At 69.8% G+C, this 15,603-nt stretch carries 19 protein-coding genes; 15 read left to right on the top strand and 4 right to left on the bottom strand.

Going from position 1 to position 15,603, the window contains the following annotated elements:
- The first annotated feature begins 67 nt into the window (after positions 1-67).
- Positions 68-844, top strand: a complete 777-nt coding sequence (gene gloB / locus ACO073_RS02150; RefSeq protein WP_421994802.1) for a hydroxyacylglutathione hydrolase — start codon at positions 68-70, stop codon at positions 842-844.
- Here the strand turns inward: gloB and ACO073_RS02145 are convergent, their stop codons facing one another.
- Both ACO073_RS02145 and ACO073_RS02140 read right to left on the bottom strand, forming a co-directional pair.
- Entirely contained in the window at positions 845-1,972 is a 1,128-nt protein-coding gene (locus ACO073_RS02145; protein ID WP_421994800.1) for an MFS transporter, read from the bottom strand.
- Between the two features lie 7 nt (positions 1,973-1,979).
- Entirely contained in the window at positions 1,980-2,936 is a 957-nt protein-coding gene (locus ACO073_RS02140) for an alpha/beta hydrolase (protein WP_421994798.1), read from the bottom strand.
- Between the two features lie 84 nt (positions 2,937-3,020).
- Between ACO073_RS02140 and ACO073_RS02135 the strand changes: the two genes are divergently transcribed.
- The 6 genes from ACO073_RS02135 (at position 3,021) to ACO073_RS02110 (ending at position 8,425) form a co-directional block, all read left to right on the top strand.
- Positions 3,021-4,046: a DUF2333 family protein gene (locus ACO073_RS02135; protein WP_421994796.1), complete on the top strand. Its 1,026-nt coding sequence runs from the start codon at positions 3,021-3,023 to the stop codon at positions 4,044-4,046.
- 7 nt (positions 4,047-4,053) lie between these two features.
- The gene (locus ACO073_RS02130; protein WP_421994794.1) at positions 4,054-4,980 is read left to right on the top strand and encodes a sulfite exporter TauE/SafE family protein; all 927 of its coding nucleotides are present in this window, start codon (positions 4,054-4,056) and stop codon (positions 4,978-4,980) included.
- A gap of 11 nt (positions 4,981-4,991) precedes the next feature.
- Positions 4,992-5,837: a TIGR02186 family protein gene (locus ACO073_RS02125; RefSeq protein ID WP_421994792.1), complete on the top strand. Its 846-nt coding sequence runs from the start codon at positions 4,992-4,994 to the stop codon at positions 5,835-5,837.
- Positions 5,838-5,880: 43 nt separating this feature from the next.
- The gene (locus ACO073_RS02120) at positions 5,881-6,363 is read left to right on the top strand and encodes a universal stress protein (RefSeq protein ID WP_421994790.1); all 483 of its coding nucleotides are present in this window, start codon (positions 5,881-5,883) and stop codon (positions 6,361-6,363) included.
- A gap of 277 nt (positions 6,364-6,640) precedes the next feature.
- Entirely contained in the window at positions 6,641-7,189 is a 549-nt protein-coding gene (locus ACO073_RS02115; RefSeq protein WP_421994788.1) for a NifU family protein, read from the top strand.
- A gap of 102 nt (positions 7,190-7,291) precedes the next feature.
- On the top strand, positions 7,292-8,425 hold the full coding sequence (locus ACO073_RS02110; protein WP_421994786.1) for a glucosaminidase domain-containing protein: 1,134 nt from the start codon (positions 7,292-7,294) through the stop codon (positions 8,423-8,425).
- A 40-nt stretch (positions 8,426-8,465) separates the two neighbouring features.
- Here the strand turns inward: ACO073_RS02110 and ddpX are convergent, their stop codons facing one another.
- Entirely contained in the window at positions 8,466-9,020 is a 555-nt protein-coding gene (ddpX, locus tag ACO073_RS02105) for a D-alanyl-D-alanine dipeptidase (RefSeq protein ID WP_421994784.1), read from the bottom strand.
- 51 nt (positions 9,021-9,071) lie between these two features.
- Between ddpX and tsaB the strand changes: the two genes are divergently transcribed.
- A complete protein-coding gene (gene tsaB, locus ACO073_RS02100; RefSeq protein ID WP_421994782.1) occupies positions 9,072-9,746 on the top strand; it encodes a tRNA (adenosine(37)-N6)-threonylcarbamoyltransferase complex dimerization subunit type 1 TsaB in 675 nt (224 codons plus the stop codon).
- A gap of 6 nt (positions 9,747-9,752) precedes the next feature.
- The gene (locus tag ACO073_RS02095; protein WP_421994780.1) at positions 9,753-10,217 is read left to right on the top strand and encodes a GNAT family N-acetyltransferase; all 465 of its coding nucleotides are present in this window, start codon (positions 9,753-9,755) and stop codon (positions 10,215-10,217) included.
- A gap of 6 nt (positions 10,218-10,223) precedes the next feature.
- On the opposite strand, the gene ACO073_RS02090 is transcribed toward ACO073_RS02095, so the two are convergent.
- The gene (locus tag ACO073_RS02090; RefSeq protein ID WP_421994778.1) at positions 10,224-10,457 is read right to left on the bottom strand and encodes a sulfurtransferase TusA family protein; all 234 of its coding nucleotides are present in this window, start codon (positions 10,455-10,457) and stop codon (positions 10,224-10,226) included.
- Between the two features lie 47 nt (positions 10,458-10,504).
- On the opposite strand from ACO073_RS02090, the gene ACO073_RS02085 reads away from it, so the two are divergent.
- The 6 genes from ACO073_RS02085 (at position 10,505) to ybeY (ending at position 15,603) form a co-directional block, all read left to right on the top strand.
- Positions 10,505-10,942, top strand: a complete 438-nt coding sequence (locus ACO073_RS02085; protein ID WP_421994776.1) for a Fur family transcriptional regulator — start codon at positions 10,505-10,507, stop codon at positions 10,940-10,942.
- Positions 10,943-11,008: 66 nt separating this feature from the next.
- Positions 11,009-11,860: a GNAT family N-acetyltransferase gene (locus tag ACO073_RS02080; RefSeq protein WP_421994774.1), complete on the top strand. Its 852-nt coding sequence runs from the start codon at positions 11,009-11,011 to the stop codon at positions 11,858-11,860.
- Between the two features lie 16 nt (positions 11,861-11,876).
- Positions 11,877-12,695, top strand: coding sequence for a lysophospholipid acyltransferase family protein (locus ACO073_RS02075; RefSeq protein ID WP_421994772.1), 819 nt, complete (start codon positions 11,877-11,879; stop codon positions 12,693-12,695).
- A gap of 94 nt (positions 12,696-12,789) precedes the next feature.
- On the top strand, positions 12,790-14,202 hold the full coding sequence (gene miaB, locus ACO073_RS02070) for a tRNA (N6-isopentenyl adenosine(37)-C2)-methylthiotransferase MiaB (protein ID WP_421994770.1): 1,413 nt from the start codon (positions 12,790-12,792) through the stop codon (positions 14,200-14,202).
- A gap of 41 nt (positions 14,203-14,243) precedes the next feature.
- Positions 14,244-15,182, top strand: coding sequence for a PhoH family protein (locus tag ACO073_RS02065; RefSeq protein ID WP_421997374.1), 939 nt, complete (start codon positions 14,244-14,246; stop codon positions 15,180-15,182).
- Between the two features lie 4 nt (positions 15,183-15,186).
- Positions 15,187-15,603 carry an rRNA maturation RNase YbeY gene (ybeY, locus tag ACO073_RS02060; protein WP_421994768.1) on the top strand — a complete coding sequence of 139 codons (417 nt, stop codon included), beginning with the start codon at positions 15,187-15,189 and terminating at the stop codon, positions 15,601-15,603.

Genomic DNA, 15,603 nt, shown 5'->3' with positions numbered 1-15,603 from the left:
GAAACCGCGGCCCCGCGGCCATGGCAGGCCCATGGCGGCAGCAGGGCAGCCTTGCTAACGTTGCAACATGAGCACTTCCCTGGAAATCGTCCGAATCCCGGTCCTGAGCGACAATTACGTGTGGCTGATGCGCGAGCCGCAGAGCGGCGCGGTCGGCGTCGTCGACCCGGCGGTGGCCGGCCCCGTGCTGGCGGAGGCCGAAAAGCGCCGCTGGAAGATCACGCACATCCTGAACACGCATCACCACGGCGACCATGTCGGCGGCAACCGCGAGATCAAGGAAGCCACCGGCTGCACCATCGTCGGCATGCGGCGCGACCGCGCCCGCATTCCCGGCATCGACGTCGAGGTCGACGACGGCGACCGCTACCGTTTCGGCGAGGCCGAGGCGGAGGTCTTCTTCGTGCCGGGCCACACGAGCGGCCACATCGCCTACGCCTTCCGCGAGCAGAAGGCGCTGTTCTGCGGCGACACGCTGTTCGCGCTCGGCTGCGGCAAGATGTTCGAGGGCACGCCGCAGCAGTTCTGGACCTCGCTCAGCCGCCTGCGCGCCCTGCCCGACGACATGCGCGTCTACTGCGCCCACGAGTATACGCAGTCGAACGCCCGCTTCGCCGTCACCGTCGAGACCGACAACGACAGGCTGATGAAGCGCTCGGCGGCGATCGACGCGGCGCGCGCCAAGGGCGAGGCCACCGTGCCCTCGCTGCTCGGCGAGGAGAAGGAGACCAACCCCTTCCTGCGCGCCGACGTGCCGTCGGTGCAGAAGGCGGTCGGCCTGCCGGGCGGCGACCCCGTGGCGGTGTTCGCCGAGGTGCGCCACCGCAAGGACGTTTTCCGCTAGCTATCGACGGACCAGGCAGAGGTAGGCGCCCGCGGCCAGCACGGCCGTCAGGGCCGCATAGAGCGGCGCCTGCGGCACGTTGAGGAACAGCCAGGGCGCGGAGAGGGGGCCGACCGCGGCGCCGAAATCGCGCCAGGTCGAGTAGCTCGCCTGCGAGGCCAGCACGCTCGTCTTGCCGCGCTCGATGACCAGCACGGGGATCAGGGTGTTGAACATGCCGCGGGTCATCACGATCATGAGGGCGCCCAGCAGCTCGTGATCGAGCGCGATCAGCGCGAAGCCCGTAACCAGCAGGACGCCGTTGACGATGGCGATGCGGCGGGCGCCGAAACGGTCGCCGATCCAGCCGCCGAGCGGGCCGGTCGTCACCTCCACGAGCCAGCGCAGGGCGAGCAGCAGGGCCGTTGCCATCACCGGGGCGACGGAGGTGATCGCATCCTTCATCAGGAAGGCAAGCGTGAGCAGGAACACGCCGTCGCTGGCGAAGCCCAGCAGGAAGCCCCAGGTCTCGAGCCGGTGCGGAACCGGCAGGCGGAAGCCCGTCCGCGCCGCCGCCTCGCGTGGCAGGCGCGGCAGCAGCAGCGCCGCGCCCAGCGAGACCAGGGTCAGGCCGCCGTAGATCAGGAAGGCCGGGCGCGGCCCGGCCTGCAGGACGATCCAGGCGCCGCCGACCAGCGACGCCGCCTGCACGATGCCGATGGCGGCCCGGCTGGCGCCGACCCGCTTGCCGGCATGGGCCCGGTCGCTGACCGCATAGGCCAGGGTCGAGAGGTTGAGGGCGGCATAGGAGACGCCCCACAGGATGCGGGCGGCCACCTGCACGGCAGCGCTGTCGACCAGCCCGTAGAGCGTCGTCGACACGACCGAGCCGATCGCGGCGGCGACCATCAGCGCGTGCGGCCCCGCCCGCTCGCCGATGGCGGCGACGCCGGAATTGGCAAGCAGGCGGATCCAGCGGTTGAGCGACAGCAGCACGCCCACCATGGCGAGGCTGACGCCGAACGCCTCGTGATAGAGCGGCAGCACGGCATAGAGCAGCGTGTCGCCGATCATGGCGACGGCGATCACCAGGCCCGGCAGCGCCATGCCCGCGGGCAGGGCGCCCGGCGACGGCGCGGCGGCGCTCACGGCGTCGCTAGGCGGCGCGCTGGATCAGCGCCTCGCGCAGGGCGGCGGCGCACAGCGTGGTCGCGCGCCGCGCGCCGTGCAGGAACATCGGCGAGCTCAGGAAGCCGTGGAGCTGGCCGCCGAACTCCATGAGGTCGGCCTGCGTGCCGTCCTGCTGCAGCCGGAAGGCGTAGGCGCGGCCCTCGTCGCGCAGCGGATCGAAGCCGGCCGTGACCACCAGCGCCGGCGGCAGGCCGCGCAGCGATTTGGCGCGCAGCGGCGACAGGCGCCAGTCGTCGCGTCCGCCGCGGTCCGGCGCATAGTGGTCGAAGAACCATTCCATGGTTGCGGCGTTCAGCCCGTAGCCGTCGGCGAAGGCCCGGTACGAGTCGCTCCGCCCGACCCCGTCGGTGACGGGGTAGGCGAGCAATTGCAGGCGCAGCCGCGGGCCGCCCGCCTCGCGCGCCCAGATCGAGACCGCGGCGGCGAGGTTGCCGCCGGCGCTGTCACCGCCGATCGCGAGGCGCGTCGGATCGATGCCGACCGAGGCGCCGTCCGCCGCCACCCACTGGAGCGCCGCCACCACGTCGTCGAAGGCGCCGGGGAAGCGCGCCTCAGGCGCCAGCCGGTAGTCGACGGCGCAGACCGCGATGCCGGCCTCGAGCGCGAGCTGGGCGCACAGCACGTCGTGGCTGTCGAGATTGCCGAACACCCAGCCACCGCCATGGGCGTAGACCAGCCCGGGAAGCGGCTCGCCCGCCGGCGCCGCGGCCGGCCGATAGAGCCGCACCGGCAGCGCGCCGCCGGGCCCGTCGATCGTGCGATCGACGACCGTCACGTCGGCCGGACGCGGACCCTGGGCGGGCGGCCGCAGCGACAGGTAGAGCTCGCGCGCCGCCGCGGGCGTGAGCGTGTTCCACGCCGGACGGTTGGCCTTGACCATCAGATCGATCAGGCGCTGCGATTCGGGATCGAGTGACGACATGCCTCCGGCTCCATTCGCTGACATTCGCCGCACTCTATCAGCGCTCGCCCCTGTTTCGTCACGAGACGAATGGTAAGGTGAGCCATGACGTTCCAGCCGGACGACGCCGTACCCCCTGCCGCACCCTCGCGATGGCGCCGGGCGCTCGACCGCGTGCGCTTCCGGCGGGGGACGCCGGCGACCGCGTCGCCGCCGCGCCGCCGCCGCTGGTTGAGCTGGTTGGGTTGGACGCTGGTCGCGCTGCTGCTCCTCTACTATCCGCTGGGCGCGCTGGTCATCCAGAACATCGACGACGATCCGCAGTTCGCCGCGGCCAGCAGCGCGCCCGGCGAAAGTCGCGCGGTGGCCACCGCCGCCGCCCTGATCACGCGGGAGGTCGACGAGAACACCTGGACGCCGATGATGCCGTTCTTCATGCCGTCGGGCCTGCTCGACAACATGCCGAACTTCCAGCGCGGCGTGATGGCGGCGCTCGGCCGCTTCGGCACCGAGCTGATGGACCAGCTCGGCCGCGTCCGCGGCTCGAGCCAGCTCGACCGCGACCTCGAGCAGGCGCGCGGCTTCCTGAACGAGCAGCCCAACATCTGGATCTGGCAGCCCAGCGTCTCGCTGATGCCCTCGGCCACCTCGGCCCAGAAGTACCGCGCCGGCCGCGACAAGCTGCTCGCCTACAACCGCCGCCTGGCGGCCGGGCAGGCCGTCTTCGAGCGGCGCGCCGACAACCTCCAGGCCCTGCTCGACCGCATCGCGAGCGACGAAGGTTCCGACTCCGCCGTCATCGACCAGCACATCATCGAGACGGCCGGCGATCTGTTCGACGTGCGAGCCGACGACATCTTCTATTTCAACAAGGGCCGGCTCTACGCCAACTACCTGCTGCTGCGCGATCTCGGCGTCGACTTCCAGTCCGTGATCCGCGAGAAGGGCCTGGCCAATGCCTGGGGCGCCATGGTCGAGACCTTCCGCCTCGCGGCCGAGCTCGATCCCCTGGTCGTGTGGAACGGCTACCCCGACGGCTTCATCATTCCCAACCATCTGGCGGCGCAGGGCTTCTACCTGCTGCGGGCACGCACCCAGCTCCGCGAGATCAGCAACATCCTCCTGAAGTAGAAGACTCGTGGAAATCTACCTGCCCATCGCCGAACTCTCGATGAACGTCTTCGTTCTGCTCGGCCTGGGCGGGGCCGCGGGCCTGCTGGCCGGCATGTTCGGCGTCGGCGGCGGCTTCCTCGCCACGCCGCTCCTGATCTTCGTCGGCATCCCGCCGGCCGTTGCCGTGGCCAGCCAGGCCAACCAGGTCATCGCCAACTCGATCTCCTCGCTGCAGGTCCAGTTCCGCCGCGGCAACGTCGACCTGCGCATGGGCCTGATCCTCCTGCTCGGCGGCATGTTCGGCTCGACCGCCGGCGTCTGGCTGTTCACCTACCTCAAGCGCATCGGCCAGATCGATTTCGTGATCGCCGTGCTCTACGTCGTCATGCTCTCGACCATCGGCATGCTGATGCTGGTCGAGAGCCTGCGCACCTGGCTGAAGCGTCGGCGCAATCCCGAGGCGCCGCGCGGCAAGCTGCACACCCATTATCTCGTGCATCGCCTGCCCCTGAAGCTGCGCTTCTACAAGTCCAAGCTCTACATCAGCGCCCTGCTGCCGATCGGCATCGGCTTCCTGATCGGCGTGCTGTCGGCGATCCTGGGCGTCGGCGGCGGCTTCGTGCTGGTGCCGGCCATGATCTACCTGCTCGGCATGCCGACGGCCGTGGTCATCGGCACCTCCAACTTCCAGATCCTGTTCGTGGCGGCCAACGTCACCTTCCTGCAGGCCGCCACCAACGGCACGGTGGACGTCGTGCTCGCCCTGCTGCTGATCCTGGGCGGCGTCATCGGCGCGCCGATCGGCTCGCGCCTGGCGGCACGGCTGCCGGGCGTCGCGCTGCGCGGGCTGATGGCGGTGCTCATCCTGGCGGTCGCGGTCGAGCTGCTGACCGACCTGTTGCGCACGCCGTCCTCGCTCTACTCGCTCGGCCAGCGCGTGGTGCCGCTGTGAGGCCCCGACGGATGCTGCGGCTGGCCGCCGCCGGCCTCGCCCTCCTGCTCGCCGGGAGCGCCGCCGCACAGGGGCCGCGTGTCGAGCCGCCGCCCGGCACCGCTCCGCTCGGCAGCGGGCCTTTCGGCCCGCCGTCGGACCCGTCGGTGCCGCCCTCGGTGCCCAACGAGGTGGCGACTCCCGAGCTGATCGTGGACTTCTCCCGGCCGCGCGTGAACATCACCTCCGCCTTCCAGGGCGAGAGCATCCTGCTGTTCGGCATGTTCGATCCGCCCGGCGAGATCGTCGTCGTCGTGGCCGGGCCGTCGGCGCGCGAGACGGTGCTGCGCAAGCAGCGCGTCCTCGGCCTGTGGCTGAACACGGGTCGCCAGGCCTTCGACGACGTGCCGGCCTACTACGCCATTGCCGCCAGCCAGCCGCTGCAGCGGCTGCTGGCGCGCGGCGCCGGCGGCGAAATCCTGTCGCTGGAGGACCGGCTGGCCTCGATCAAGCCGGTCACCGCCGACGAGGCGGCCCGGGTGGCGCAGTTCCGCGCCGGGCTGGTCGAGGTGAAGCGGCGCGAGGGTCTCTACCCCGCCGCCATCGGCCAGGTGACGGTGCAGGCGGGGCGGCTGTTCAGGGCCGAACTGCCGTTCCCGTCGCGCCTGCCCGAGGGCGTCTACGACGTGCGCACCTATCTCCTGCGGGAGGGCCGCATCGTCGCGGCGGTGTCGCGGCCGCTGCCGGTCGGCAAGGTCGGGTTCAGCGCCCAGCTCGCGGGCTGGGCGTCGCATGACGGACCCTGGTACGGGCTGGGCGCCATCGTGATGGCCCTGCTGGTCGGCTGGATCGGCGGTGCCCTGATGCGGCGCCTGTGACGCCTGCCTCGACGAATGCACCATCGGGCGAAGGGAGAGAGCCATGAGTGAACAGGGTCGGGCCGCGCAACGGACCTTCCTCGTCGTCGTCGACGAGAGTCCGGAGATGCGCAACGCCCTGCGCTATGCCTGCCGCCGCGCCAAGCGTACCGGCGGCCGCGTCGCCATGCTCTATGTGATGGAGCCGCCGGAAGGCCAGCAATGGGGCGCAGTCGTCGACCTGATGCGGCAGGAGGCGCGGCACCAGGCGGAGGAAGTGATCCGCCTGCACGCCGATGTCGCCGTGTCGCTCACCGGCCAGCCCCCCGCCATCCACATCCGCGAGGGCAAGAGCCGCGACGAGCTGGTCAAGCTCCTGACCGAGGATCGCTCGATCTCCGTGCTGGTGCTCGGCAGTGCCTCGAGCGGCGAGGGACCGGGGCCGCTGGTGACGGCCTTCGCCGGCAAGGCAGGCGGCCAGCTGCGCATCCCGCTCACCATCGTTCCCGGCGCTCTCACCGAGGCGGAAATCGACGCCATTTCCTGATGCGGGCGGTCGGCCTCTGCGACGAAATGCGCGACAGGGGCGGGCGGATTATCTTTATGGCTGCATGCACGGACCCATTCTCTCGGCGCATATCGGCGCAACGTGTTCTCTTTTATTGATTATAGCATCTCTTTCCATAATAATTATTCAAGGCGTTTCCAGAATCAACTTGATCGGCCCGGCGGCGGTTCCTACGTCGAATGCCTACCCGGGACCGGCGATGTCCCGTTCCCGATCCTGAGCGGGGCCGCGCGCCTCGCTTGAAGTGGAGGTTGGATTGTTCATCCAGACCGAGCAGACGCCGAACCCATCGACCCTGAAGTTCATCCCTGGCCGCGTGGTCATGGAGCGGGGAACGATGGATTTCGCGACGGCGGACGCGGCCGCATCCTCTCCCCTGGCGCGGCGCCTGTTCGCCGTGGAGGGCGTCGAGCGGGTGTTCTTCGGTGCGGACTTCGTCAGCGTCACCAAGACCGCCGACCGCGACTGGCAGGTGCTGAAGCCGTCGATCCTCGGCGGCATCATGGAACACTACACGTCGGGCGAGCCCGTGATCGTCGATGCCGCGGCCGGCGAGGCGGCTGCCGAGGAGGACGACGAGGTCGTCGCCCAGATCAAGGACCTGCTCGACACGCGCGTGCGTCCGGCGGTGGCGCAGGACGGCGGCGACATCGTCTTCCAGGATTTTCGTGATGGCGTGGTCTACCTGCACATGCAGGGCTCTTGCTCGGGTTGCCCGAGCTCGACCGCCACGCTGAAGATGGGCATCGAGAACCTGCTCAAGCATTACGTGCCGGAAGTCATCGAAGTTCAGGCGGCTCAGTAGGCCGCTTCGCTCAAGCGTACAGCGTGAACGCAACGCCGCGGTCGTGGGGGCCGCGGCGCGGGTTCGTCGTTTGGGCCAACGAAACGAACGAGGGTGTGCTCAATGGATTTCGCGATTCTGCCCGTCATGGAACGGGGGCGCCGCTTTGCGTTCCCGGCTGCATGGGCAGCCGTGTTTGCCACCGGCATCGGGCTCAGCGAGCCGTTGCCGTCCTTCGACATCGCGCCGTACCTGTCGTTCGCGCCGATCGGCGCCGCCAATGCCCGGACGCTCGACCCGCAGTCCGCCTCGCTTCCCGTCATGGATTCCGAGCCCGAAGCGCTGATCTTCGTGCGCCGTGAGGTCGACGAGCTCAGCCGCCAGGTCGCGGAGGCTGCCGACACTTTCCACTATCCGGCCGAGCGCCCCACGATGGGCCACGGGCGCTTCGCGGCGCCGGGCAACGCGGTGCGCCGCAAGGTCCAGATGCAGCCGATCAATCCGCGCACGGCCGACGAGCTGGCGGGGTTCTTCCGCGACGTTGCCTACACGCTGAACGAGATTCGCCTGGGCGAGGCGGTGCCGCCCCTCAAGGTCGAGCGCGTGCCGGACGATCTCGGCAAGAAGGACGGCAACGAGCGCAAGACGCTGTTCATCACGGCCATCCTGCCGGTGGTGCTGGAGGTCAACCAGCGGGTCCTCGCCGACCGCGAGCATCTCCTGCAGATTCGCGAGAAGCTTGCCTTTGAGGAGGGCCTCAGCCCGCTCGAGCGCATCTGGCTGGACGATCTGGCCGATCGCTACGACGGCTCGGTCGACGACATCGACGAGCTGGTGAAGCGCGTCGACATCGTTCCGCCGTCGATGGCGATCGCCCAGGGCGGCGTCGAATCGGGGTGGGGGACTTCCTTCGCCGCACGCACCGCCAACGCTCTCTACGGCCAGATCCAGGCCGTCGGGCGCCATAGCGTCGCGGCGCCGTGGAAGCCGGGTCGCGGCATGCCGCAGCCCTTCTCCAGCGTGGGCGACGCGACGGAAGCCTATATCGCCAACCTCAACACCCATCCGGCCTATGCCGGCTTCCGCACCGCGCGCGCCAGGATGCGCCAGCAGGGCGAGTCGCTCGAAGGGTATCAGCTGATCGGCACGCTGCTGCGCTACTCGGAGCGCGGCCTGCAGTACGTGCAGTTCGTGCGCCAGATCATGCGCGAGAACGAGCTCGGCGACTTCGACAGGGCGCGGCTGCCGGAGCACTGAGCGCCGACTGTCGGGCGCTCCACGCGGCGGCGCCGGAGCGCTACATCATCGGCCGCGGCAGGTCGGCGTCGCTCAGCAGCGGGAAGCGCCGCGGATCGAACAGCTGATAGTGCCACCATTCATTGCGGTAGAAATCCCAGCCGGCGCTGGTCATCAGCCCCATCAGCAGCAGCCGGTTGCGCTGGGCCTCCACCGGCACGTCGAGCCGGCCATGATGGGACAGCGGCGTGAAGGCGTCGAACCCGGTCCCCATGTCGAGCTCGCGGTCGCCGTCGAGGAGCGTGAGGTCGACCGCCACGCCGCGCGAATGCGGCGAGCCGCGCCTCGGGTCGGCGAGGAATTCGGGGTCGGGGTTTACGTTCCACATCGCCCATTGCGCCTCGACCGGCCGCAGCGCATCGAAGATCCGCAGCCTGAGCCCGAGCGGCCGCGCCAGCGCGATCGCGTCGGCGAGCTTCGCGGCGGCCTCGCGGTGCAGCCAGCATTCGGCATTCCGGTAGAGCGGTCGTCCCGTTAGATTGGCCGGCGTCGCATAGGCGAGCATGACATCGACATCGAATTCGGGCGGGGCGATTGCAACAAGGTCGGGCTTCATGAGCCCACAATGCCCAGCGCGCTGCCGTGACGCCAGCGCGAGGCGGATGCCGTGAGCATCGTCCTGGCCTTCGACTGTGCCGTGACCGGTCTCGGCGTGGCCGTGCTCCGCGGCGAGACCGTGCTGGCGACCGTGGTGGAGGAGGGGCGCGACCAGGCGGCGCGCCTGCTGCCCGCCATCGCGACGGCTCTCGATCAGGCCGGGATCGCGCGCCGCGCCGTCGGGCTGGTGGCCGTCACGACCGGGCCGGGCAGCTTCACGGGCGTGCGCGTGGGCCTCGCCGCCGCCCGCGGCCTGGCCGTCGGACTGGACGTGCCGCTCGCCGGCGTCGCGACCACCTCCGTCCTGTTGGCCCAGGCGCCGCCGTCCGGCCAGCTCCCGATCGCAGCCATCGACAGCCAGCTCGGCGACTGGTTCTGCGCGATGGCGGAAGGAGAGGCGCCGTTCCTCGCCTCGGCCGACGATCTTGCCGGACGTCTGCGAGGACGGGCGTGCGCGATCGTCGGATCGGGCACGCACCGGCTGGCCGCCGACCTCGTCGACCGCGGCATCGCGGCGACGGCGGAGGAGGCGGTTCCCGATCCGGTCGTCCTGGCGCGGCTCGCCGCGGCGCCGGGGATCGAGGCCTGGCGGGAGCGCAACGCGCGCGAGGGACTGCCGCGGCCGCTCTACCTGCGCGGCGTCAACGTCACGCTGCCCGACGGCGCGCGGCGCACGGTTGAATGAAGGTTCATGGCGATGGTGCTGTCGCGCCTCGGTGCGCTCGACCTCGACCGCGCCGCCGCCCTGCATGCCGCGTCCTTCGTTCCCCTGGGGGAGCGTGCCTGGACGCGCCAGGACTTTGCCGAGCTCCTCGCATCGCCCGGTGTCGCGGGCTTCCTGCTCGAGATCGAGGGAGGCGACGCCGGCCTTGCGCTCTGCCGGATCGCGGCCGACGAAGCCGAGCTGCTGACGATCGCCGTGGCACCGACTCGCCGGCGGCAAGGGGCCGGCAGTCGGCTGCTGCAGGCCGTCGTCGAGCGTGTCCGCGCGTCGGGTGCGCGGTCGCTTTTCCTCGAGGTTGCCGGCGACAACGAGCCGGCGCGAAGCCTGTACGGGTCGTGGGGATTTGCGCCGGTCGGCAGCCGCCGCGCCTACTACCGGCGCGTGTCGGGCGATGCTGTCGATGCCATCGTCATGCGTCTCAGTCTCAGTTGACCGGCGCTAGGCCCGTCGGATGATCAGGACATGGGCATCGCCGTCGGGCTCGATGGACAGGATGGCATGGCCTTCGTCGCGTGCCGCCCGCGGGACGTTGCGCAGGGGCTCGTCGCCGCGCAACCGCACGCTCAGGATCTCGCCGGGTTGCATGCGCTCGAGCTTGAGCTTCGTGCGCACGAAGGTCATCGGGCAGACCTCGCCGGTGATGTCGATGCTCTGATCGGCCTGGATGGTCATCGCATGCCAACTATACCCCGAGCGCAGGTCGGTGTAGGGTAGAGAAGATGCCCGATCAGAAATCCAAGCTCGAAGCGATGTGCGTCGAACGCGGTCTGAAGATGACCGATCAGCGGCGCGTGATCGCGCGGGTGCTCTCGGACTCGTCGGATCATCCCGACGTCGAGGCCGTGCATCGCCGCGCCACGGCGATCGATCCCAACATCTCCATCGCGACGGTCTACCGAACCGTTCGACTGTTCGAGGAAGCCGGCATTCTCGCCAAGCACGATTTCGGCGACGGCCGCGCGCGCTACGAGGAGACGCCCGAGGAGCATCACGACCACCTGATCGACATCCAGACCGGCAAGGTCGTGGAGTTCCACAACGACGAGATCGAGGAGCTCCAGCGCCGGATCGCCGAGAAGGCCGGATACCGTCTGGTGGGTCATCGGCTCGAACTCTATGGCGTGCCCTTGGGCGGGAAAACCGACCGCCAAAAATGAGTGGACGGGGCCGTCATCGGCCCGATAATGGGCGCATGATCGGGGCGGGTCCCTTGCGGATGGCACATGCGCATTGACCGCGCTGACAGCGAAGCCGAGCTTTTAGGCGCTCCCGCTTCCAGCGCGGAGATCGTCAAGGTCGTTGCCGGCGACTTCGAAGTGCGATTGGCCGAGAGCGCCGCGGAGATCGATGCGGCGCAGGCGCTTCGCTATCGCGTTTTTTACGAAGAGATGACGGCGCGGCCGACGCCCGAGATGGCGGCGCGGCGGCGCGACTTCGATGCCTTCGACGAGGTCTGTGACCATCTGCTGGTCCTCGACCGCCGTCGCGGCGACGGGCCCGAGGGCATCGTCGGCACTTACCGGCTGATCCGGCGGTCCGCCGCCGCGAGGATGGGCCGCTTCTATTCGTCGGCCGAGTACGACATCCAGCCGATGATCGACTATCCGGGCGAGGTCCTGGAACTGGGCCGCTCGTGCATCGAGAAGGACGCGCGCAACACCGCGACCATGCAGATGCTCTGGCGCGGCATCGCGCTCTATTCGTACCACTACAACATCCAGGTGATGTTCGGTTGCGCCAGCTTCCCGGGCACCGATCCGGCGCAGCACTCGCTGGGACTTTCCTACCTCTATCACCATCATCTCGCGCCGCCGGAGATCCGCGTCCGCGCGCTGGCCAGCCGCTACGTCCGGATGGACGTGCTGGAACCGGGCAGCTACGACCCGCGCAAGGCGATGGCGCGCGTGCCGCCGCTCATCAAGGGATACCTGCGGCTGGGCGGCTATGTCGGCGACGGCGCGGTGATCGATCCGGAGTTCAACACCACCGATGTCTTCATCATCGTGAAGACCGAGCTCGTGACCGAGAAGTACATCCGCCACTACGAACGCGGGATGCGCGACCAGGACAGCTGACCGGCCGACTTGGGCGATGTGGATCGGTTCTCCCCTGCGCGGCGCCTTTCGGCTGCTCGCCTATCTGCTGCTGACCCTGGCGGCCTTGCCGATCTATCTGCTGGCGCTGATGCTGCGCATCCGGCCGGTCATCCGCTGGATGCCGGTGGGCTATCATCGCCTGGTCTGCGTCATCCTCGGCATCAGGGTGCGGGTGCACGGAAAGCGCTCGGACGTCACGCCGACCCTCTACGTGTGCAACCACGTCTCCTATCTCGACATCGAGGTCCTGGGCGGCCTGATCCCCGGCAGCTTCGTCGCCAAGGCCGAGGTCGCGACCTGGCCGTTCTTCAGCACGCTCGCCAAGGCGCAGCGGACGATCTTCATCGAGCGGCGCAGCGGCAAGACCAGCAACAGCCGCGACGAGATGATGCGGCGGCTGAACACCGGCGACAATCTCATGCTGTTCCCGGAAGGGACGAGCAGCGACGGCACGCGCGTCCTGCCCTTCCGCAGCGCCCTGTTCGGCGTCGCGCAGCTGCGCCACGAAGATGCACCGATCGCGGTCCAGTCGGTGGCGATCGCCTACACGCGCCTCGACGGGATTCCGCTGGGCCGCTACTGGCGGCCGCTGTTCGCCTGGTTCGGCGATCTCGATCTCGTGCCCCACCTCTGGCAGATGGTCTGCCTGGGCGAGACGGAGGCGATCGTGACCTTCTTCCCGCCGGTCGATATCGAGGCGCTCGGCGACCGAAAGAAGCTGGCGGAGTACTGCTTCCGCGAGGTCTCGTCGGCGGTGCAGGCGGCCAATTCCGGCCGCTATGAACTGTTGCCGCCGCCCCGCAAGGCGGCCTGAGGCCGGTTCCGGCCCGGTCCTCCCTCGTGCTCCCTCCCCCTAGCGGCGACAGGGAGCATTTGATACAACCCGCCCGATCCACCAATGGAGACAGATGACGGACGTCCGCACCGACGGGCAGCGCAAGCGCGTGTTCATCCGGACCTATGGATGCCAGATGAACGTCTACGATTCCGACCGCATGGCCGACGTCCTGCGGCCGCTCGGCTATGCGATGGCCGACACGCCCGACCAAGCCGACCTGGTCGTGCTGAACACCTGCCACATCCGCGAGCACGCCTCGGAGAAGGTCTACTCCGAGCTCGGCCGGCTGCGCGACGCCAAGGTCGAGCGGCGGGCCGAAGGACGTGACCTCACCATCGCCGTCGCCGGCTGCGTCGCCCAGGCCGAGGGCGAGGAGATCGTGCGCCGCCAGCCCGCCGTCGACATCGTGGTCGGCCCGCAGGCCTACCACCGCCTGCCCGAACTGCTGGCCGAGGCCGAGCGCAAGGCCGCGATCCGGCGCGCCGGCAAGCGCCTTCCCGGCGCCGGCGTGCTCGACACCGACTTTCCCGCCGAGAGCAAGTTCGACCACCTGCCGACGCCGCAGGGCGTACGGGCCGGCTCGGCCTTCCTGTCGATCCAGGAAGGCTGCGACAAGTTCTGCACCTTCTGCGTCGTGCCCTACACGCGCGGCGCGGAGTATTCGCGTCCGGCCGCGGCGATCCTCGCGGAGGCACGCCAGCTCGTGGCCCGCGGCGCGGTCGAGATCACGCTGCTCGGCCAGAACGTCAACGCCTGGCACGGCGAGGCCGCCGACGGATCGACCTGGTCGCTGGCCCGCCTGATCCACGCCCTGGCCGAGATCGAGGGCGTGGCGCGGCTGCGCTACACGACCTCCCATCCGCGCGACATGGACGAGGCGCTGATCGCCGCCCACGGCACGGTCCCGCAGCTTATGCCGTACCTGCACCTGCCGGTGCAGTCGGGGTCCGACCGGATCCTCGAGGCGATGAACCGCCGGCACGGCCGCGATCTCTTCCGCGGCCTGGTCGACCGGCTGCGATCGGCGCGGCCCGACCTCGCCCTGTCTTCCGACTTCATCGTCGGCTTCCCCGGCGAGAGCGACGCGGACTTCGACGACACGATGCGGCTGGTCGAGGAGGTCGGCTTCGCGTCCGCCTTCTCGTTCAAGTACAGCCGCCGGCCGGGAACGCCGGGCTCGGCCATGGCCGACCAAGTGCCGGAGGCCCTGAAGTCCGCGCGCCTCGCCGCTCTCCAGGCCCTGCTCGGCCGCCAGGCGCGCGCGTTCAACGCCTCGAAGGTCGGCGCCACGGTGCCGGTGCTGTTCGCCGAGCCCGGCCGCAAGCCCGGCCAGGTCATCGGCAAGACGCCGTGGCTGCAGTCGGTCTATGCCGATGGGCCGCCGCGGCTGATCGGCTCGATCGTCGACGTGCGCCTGATCGAAGGCCATGCCAACAGCCTCGCCGGCGCCATCGTCGCCGGCGCCTGGGAGGCTGCCGCGTGAGCGACACCGCCGCCACCGGCCGCCCGGCCGACGTGCGCCGCATGACGTTCGACGACAACGCGCTGCTCGCCCTCCTGTACGGCAACCACGATCGCAATCTCGTCCGCATCGAGCAGCTCGCCAACGTGCAGCTCAGCGCCCGCGGCAACCAGCTGGCGATCGCCGGCACGACCGACGATGCCGCGATCGCCCAGAAGGCGATCGCGAGCCTCTACGAACGGCTGAAGCGCGGGCTTTCGGTCGAGATGGCCGACGTCGATGCCGCCATCCGTTTCGCGCGCACCGGCGCCGAAGGCGGCGACGGCGAGGGCATCCGCACGCGCCGTCGCACGGTGCAGGCCCGCTCGCCCGGCCAGCGCGGCTACCTCGCGGCGCTGCGCGAGCGCGACATGGTGTTCGCGCTGGGGCCGGCGGGCAGCGGCAAGACCTATCTCGCGGTGGCCATGGGCGTGTCGCTGCTGATGGCCGGCAAGGTCGAGCGCATCGTGCTGTCGCGCCCGGCGGTCGAGGCCGGCGAGCGGCTGGGCTTCCTGCCCGGCGACATGAAGGAGAAAATCGACCCGTACCTGCGGCCGCTCTACGACGCGCTGCACGACATGCTGCCGGCCGAGCAGATCGCCCATCGCATGGAGAACGGCGAGATCGAGATCGCGCCGCTCGCCTTCATGCGCGGCCGCACGCTCGCCCATTGCTACGTCATCCTCGACGAGGCGCAGAACACGACGCCGATGCAGATGCGCATGTTCCTCACCCGCCTCGGCGAAGGCTCGCGCATGGTGGTCACCGGCGATCCCAGCCAGACCGACCTGCCGGGCGGCCAGCGGTCCGGCCTGACCGATGCGGTCGAGACGCTGCAGGCGGTCGACGGCATCCGCTTCATCCGGCTGACGGCGCAGGACGTGGTGCGCCACGACCTGGTGACCCGGATCGTCGAGGCCTATGACGCGCGCGACAAGAAGATCAAGCCCGACCACCGTTGACGTCGTGCTGCTCGACCCGGCCTGGGCGCGAGTCCTGCCGGGCGTGGCGCGGCTGGTGCGCAAGGCCGCGCGTGCCGCGGTCGGCAAGCGCGAGCGATCGCTGACCGTCGCGCTGGCCGACGACCGGCGCGTGCGCACGCTGAACGCGCGCGACCGCAGGAAGGACAAGCCGACCAACGTGCTGTCCTATCCGTCGGGCGAGCGCGCATTCCTGGGCGACATCGTGCTGGCCCGGCAAACCGTCTGGCGAGAGGCGAAGTCGCAGGGCAAGACGCCGGCCGATCATGTCGCGCATCTCGTCGTGCATGGCACGCTGCACCTGATGGGATACGATCACGAGACGAGCGACGCCGACGCCGAGCGCATGGAAGCGCTGGAACGTCGGATCCTCGCAAAGCTCGGCATCGCCGATCCATATTAG

This window comes from Reyranella sp., assembly GCF_965229815.1.
GTDB lineage: Bacteria > Pseudomonadota > Alphaproteobacteria > Reyranellales > Reyranellaceae > Reyranella.
The sequence above is the reverse complement of the archived record's forward strand: the minus strand, read 5'-3'. Positions and strand labels throughout refer to the sequence as shown.

Excerpts from the sequence above, each read along its gene's own strand:
- ACO073_RS02135 (WP_421994796.1), top strand. The coding sequence starts at position 3,021 with ATGACGTTCCAGCCGGACGACGCCGTACCCCCTGCCGCACCCTCGCGA.
- ACO073_RS02075 (WP_421994772.1), top strand. The coding sequence starts at position 11,877 with ATGTGGATCGGTTCTCCCCTGCGCGGCGCCTTTCGGCTGCTCGCCTAT.
- miaB (WP_421994770.1), top strand. The coding sequence starts at position 12,790 with ATGACGGACGTCCGCACCGACGGGCAGCGCAAGCGCGTGTTCATCCGG.
- ACO073_RS02125 (WP_421994792.1), top strand. The coding sequence starts at position 4,992 with ATGCTGCGGCTGGCCGCCGCCGGCCTCGCCCTCCTGCTCGCCGGGAGC.
- ACO073_RS02110 (WP_421994786.1), top strand. The coding sequence starts at position 7,292 with ATGGATTTCGCGATTCTGCCCGTCATGGAACGGGGGCGCCGCTTTGCG.
- ACO073_RS02140 (WP_421994798.1), bottom strand. The coding sequence starts at position 2,936 with ATGTCGTCACTCGATCCCGAATCGCAGCGCCTGATCGATCTGATGGTC.
- ACO073_RS02085 (WP_421994776.1), top strand. The coding sequence starts at position 10,505 with ATGCCCGATCAGAAATCCAAGCTCGAAGCGATGTGCGTCGAACGCGGT.
- gloB (WP_421994802.1), top strand. The coding sequence starts at position 68 with ATGAGCACTTCCCTGGAAATCGTCCGAATCCCGGTCCTGAGCGACAAT.
- ACO073_RS02080 (WP_421994774.1), top strand. The coding sequence starts at position 11,009 with ATGCGCATTGACCGCGCTGACAGCGAAGCCGAGCTTTTAGGCGCTCCC.
- ACO073_RS02120 (WP_421994790.1), top strand. The coding sequence starts at position 5,881 with ATGAGTGAACAGGGTCGGGCCGCGCAACGGACCTTCCTCGTCGTCGTC.
- ACO073_RS02090 (WP_421994778.1), bottom strand. The coding sequence starts at position 10,457 with ATGACCATCCAGGCCGATCAGAGCATCGACATCACCGGCGAGGTCTGC.
- ACO073_RS02095 (WP_421994780.1), top strand. The coding sequence starts at position 9,753 with ATGGCGATGGTGCTGTCGCGCCTCGGTGCGCTCGACCTCGACCGCGCC.
- ACO073_RS02065 (WP_421997374.1), top strand. The coding sequence starts at position 14,244 with ATGACGTTCGACGACAACGCGCTGCTCGCCCTCCTGTACGGCAACCAC.
- ddpX (WP_421994784.1), bottom strand. The coding sequence starts at position 9,020 with ATGAAGCCCGACCTTGTTGCAATCGCCCCGCCCGAATTCGATGTCGAT.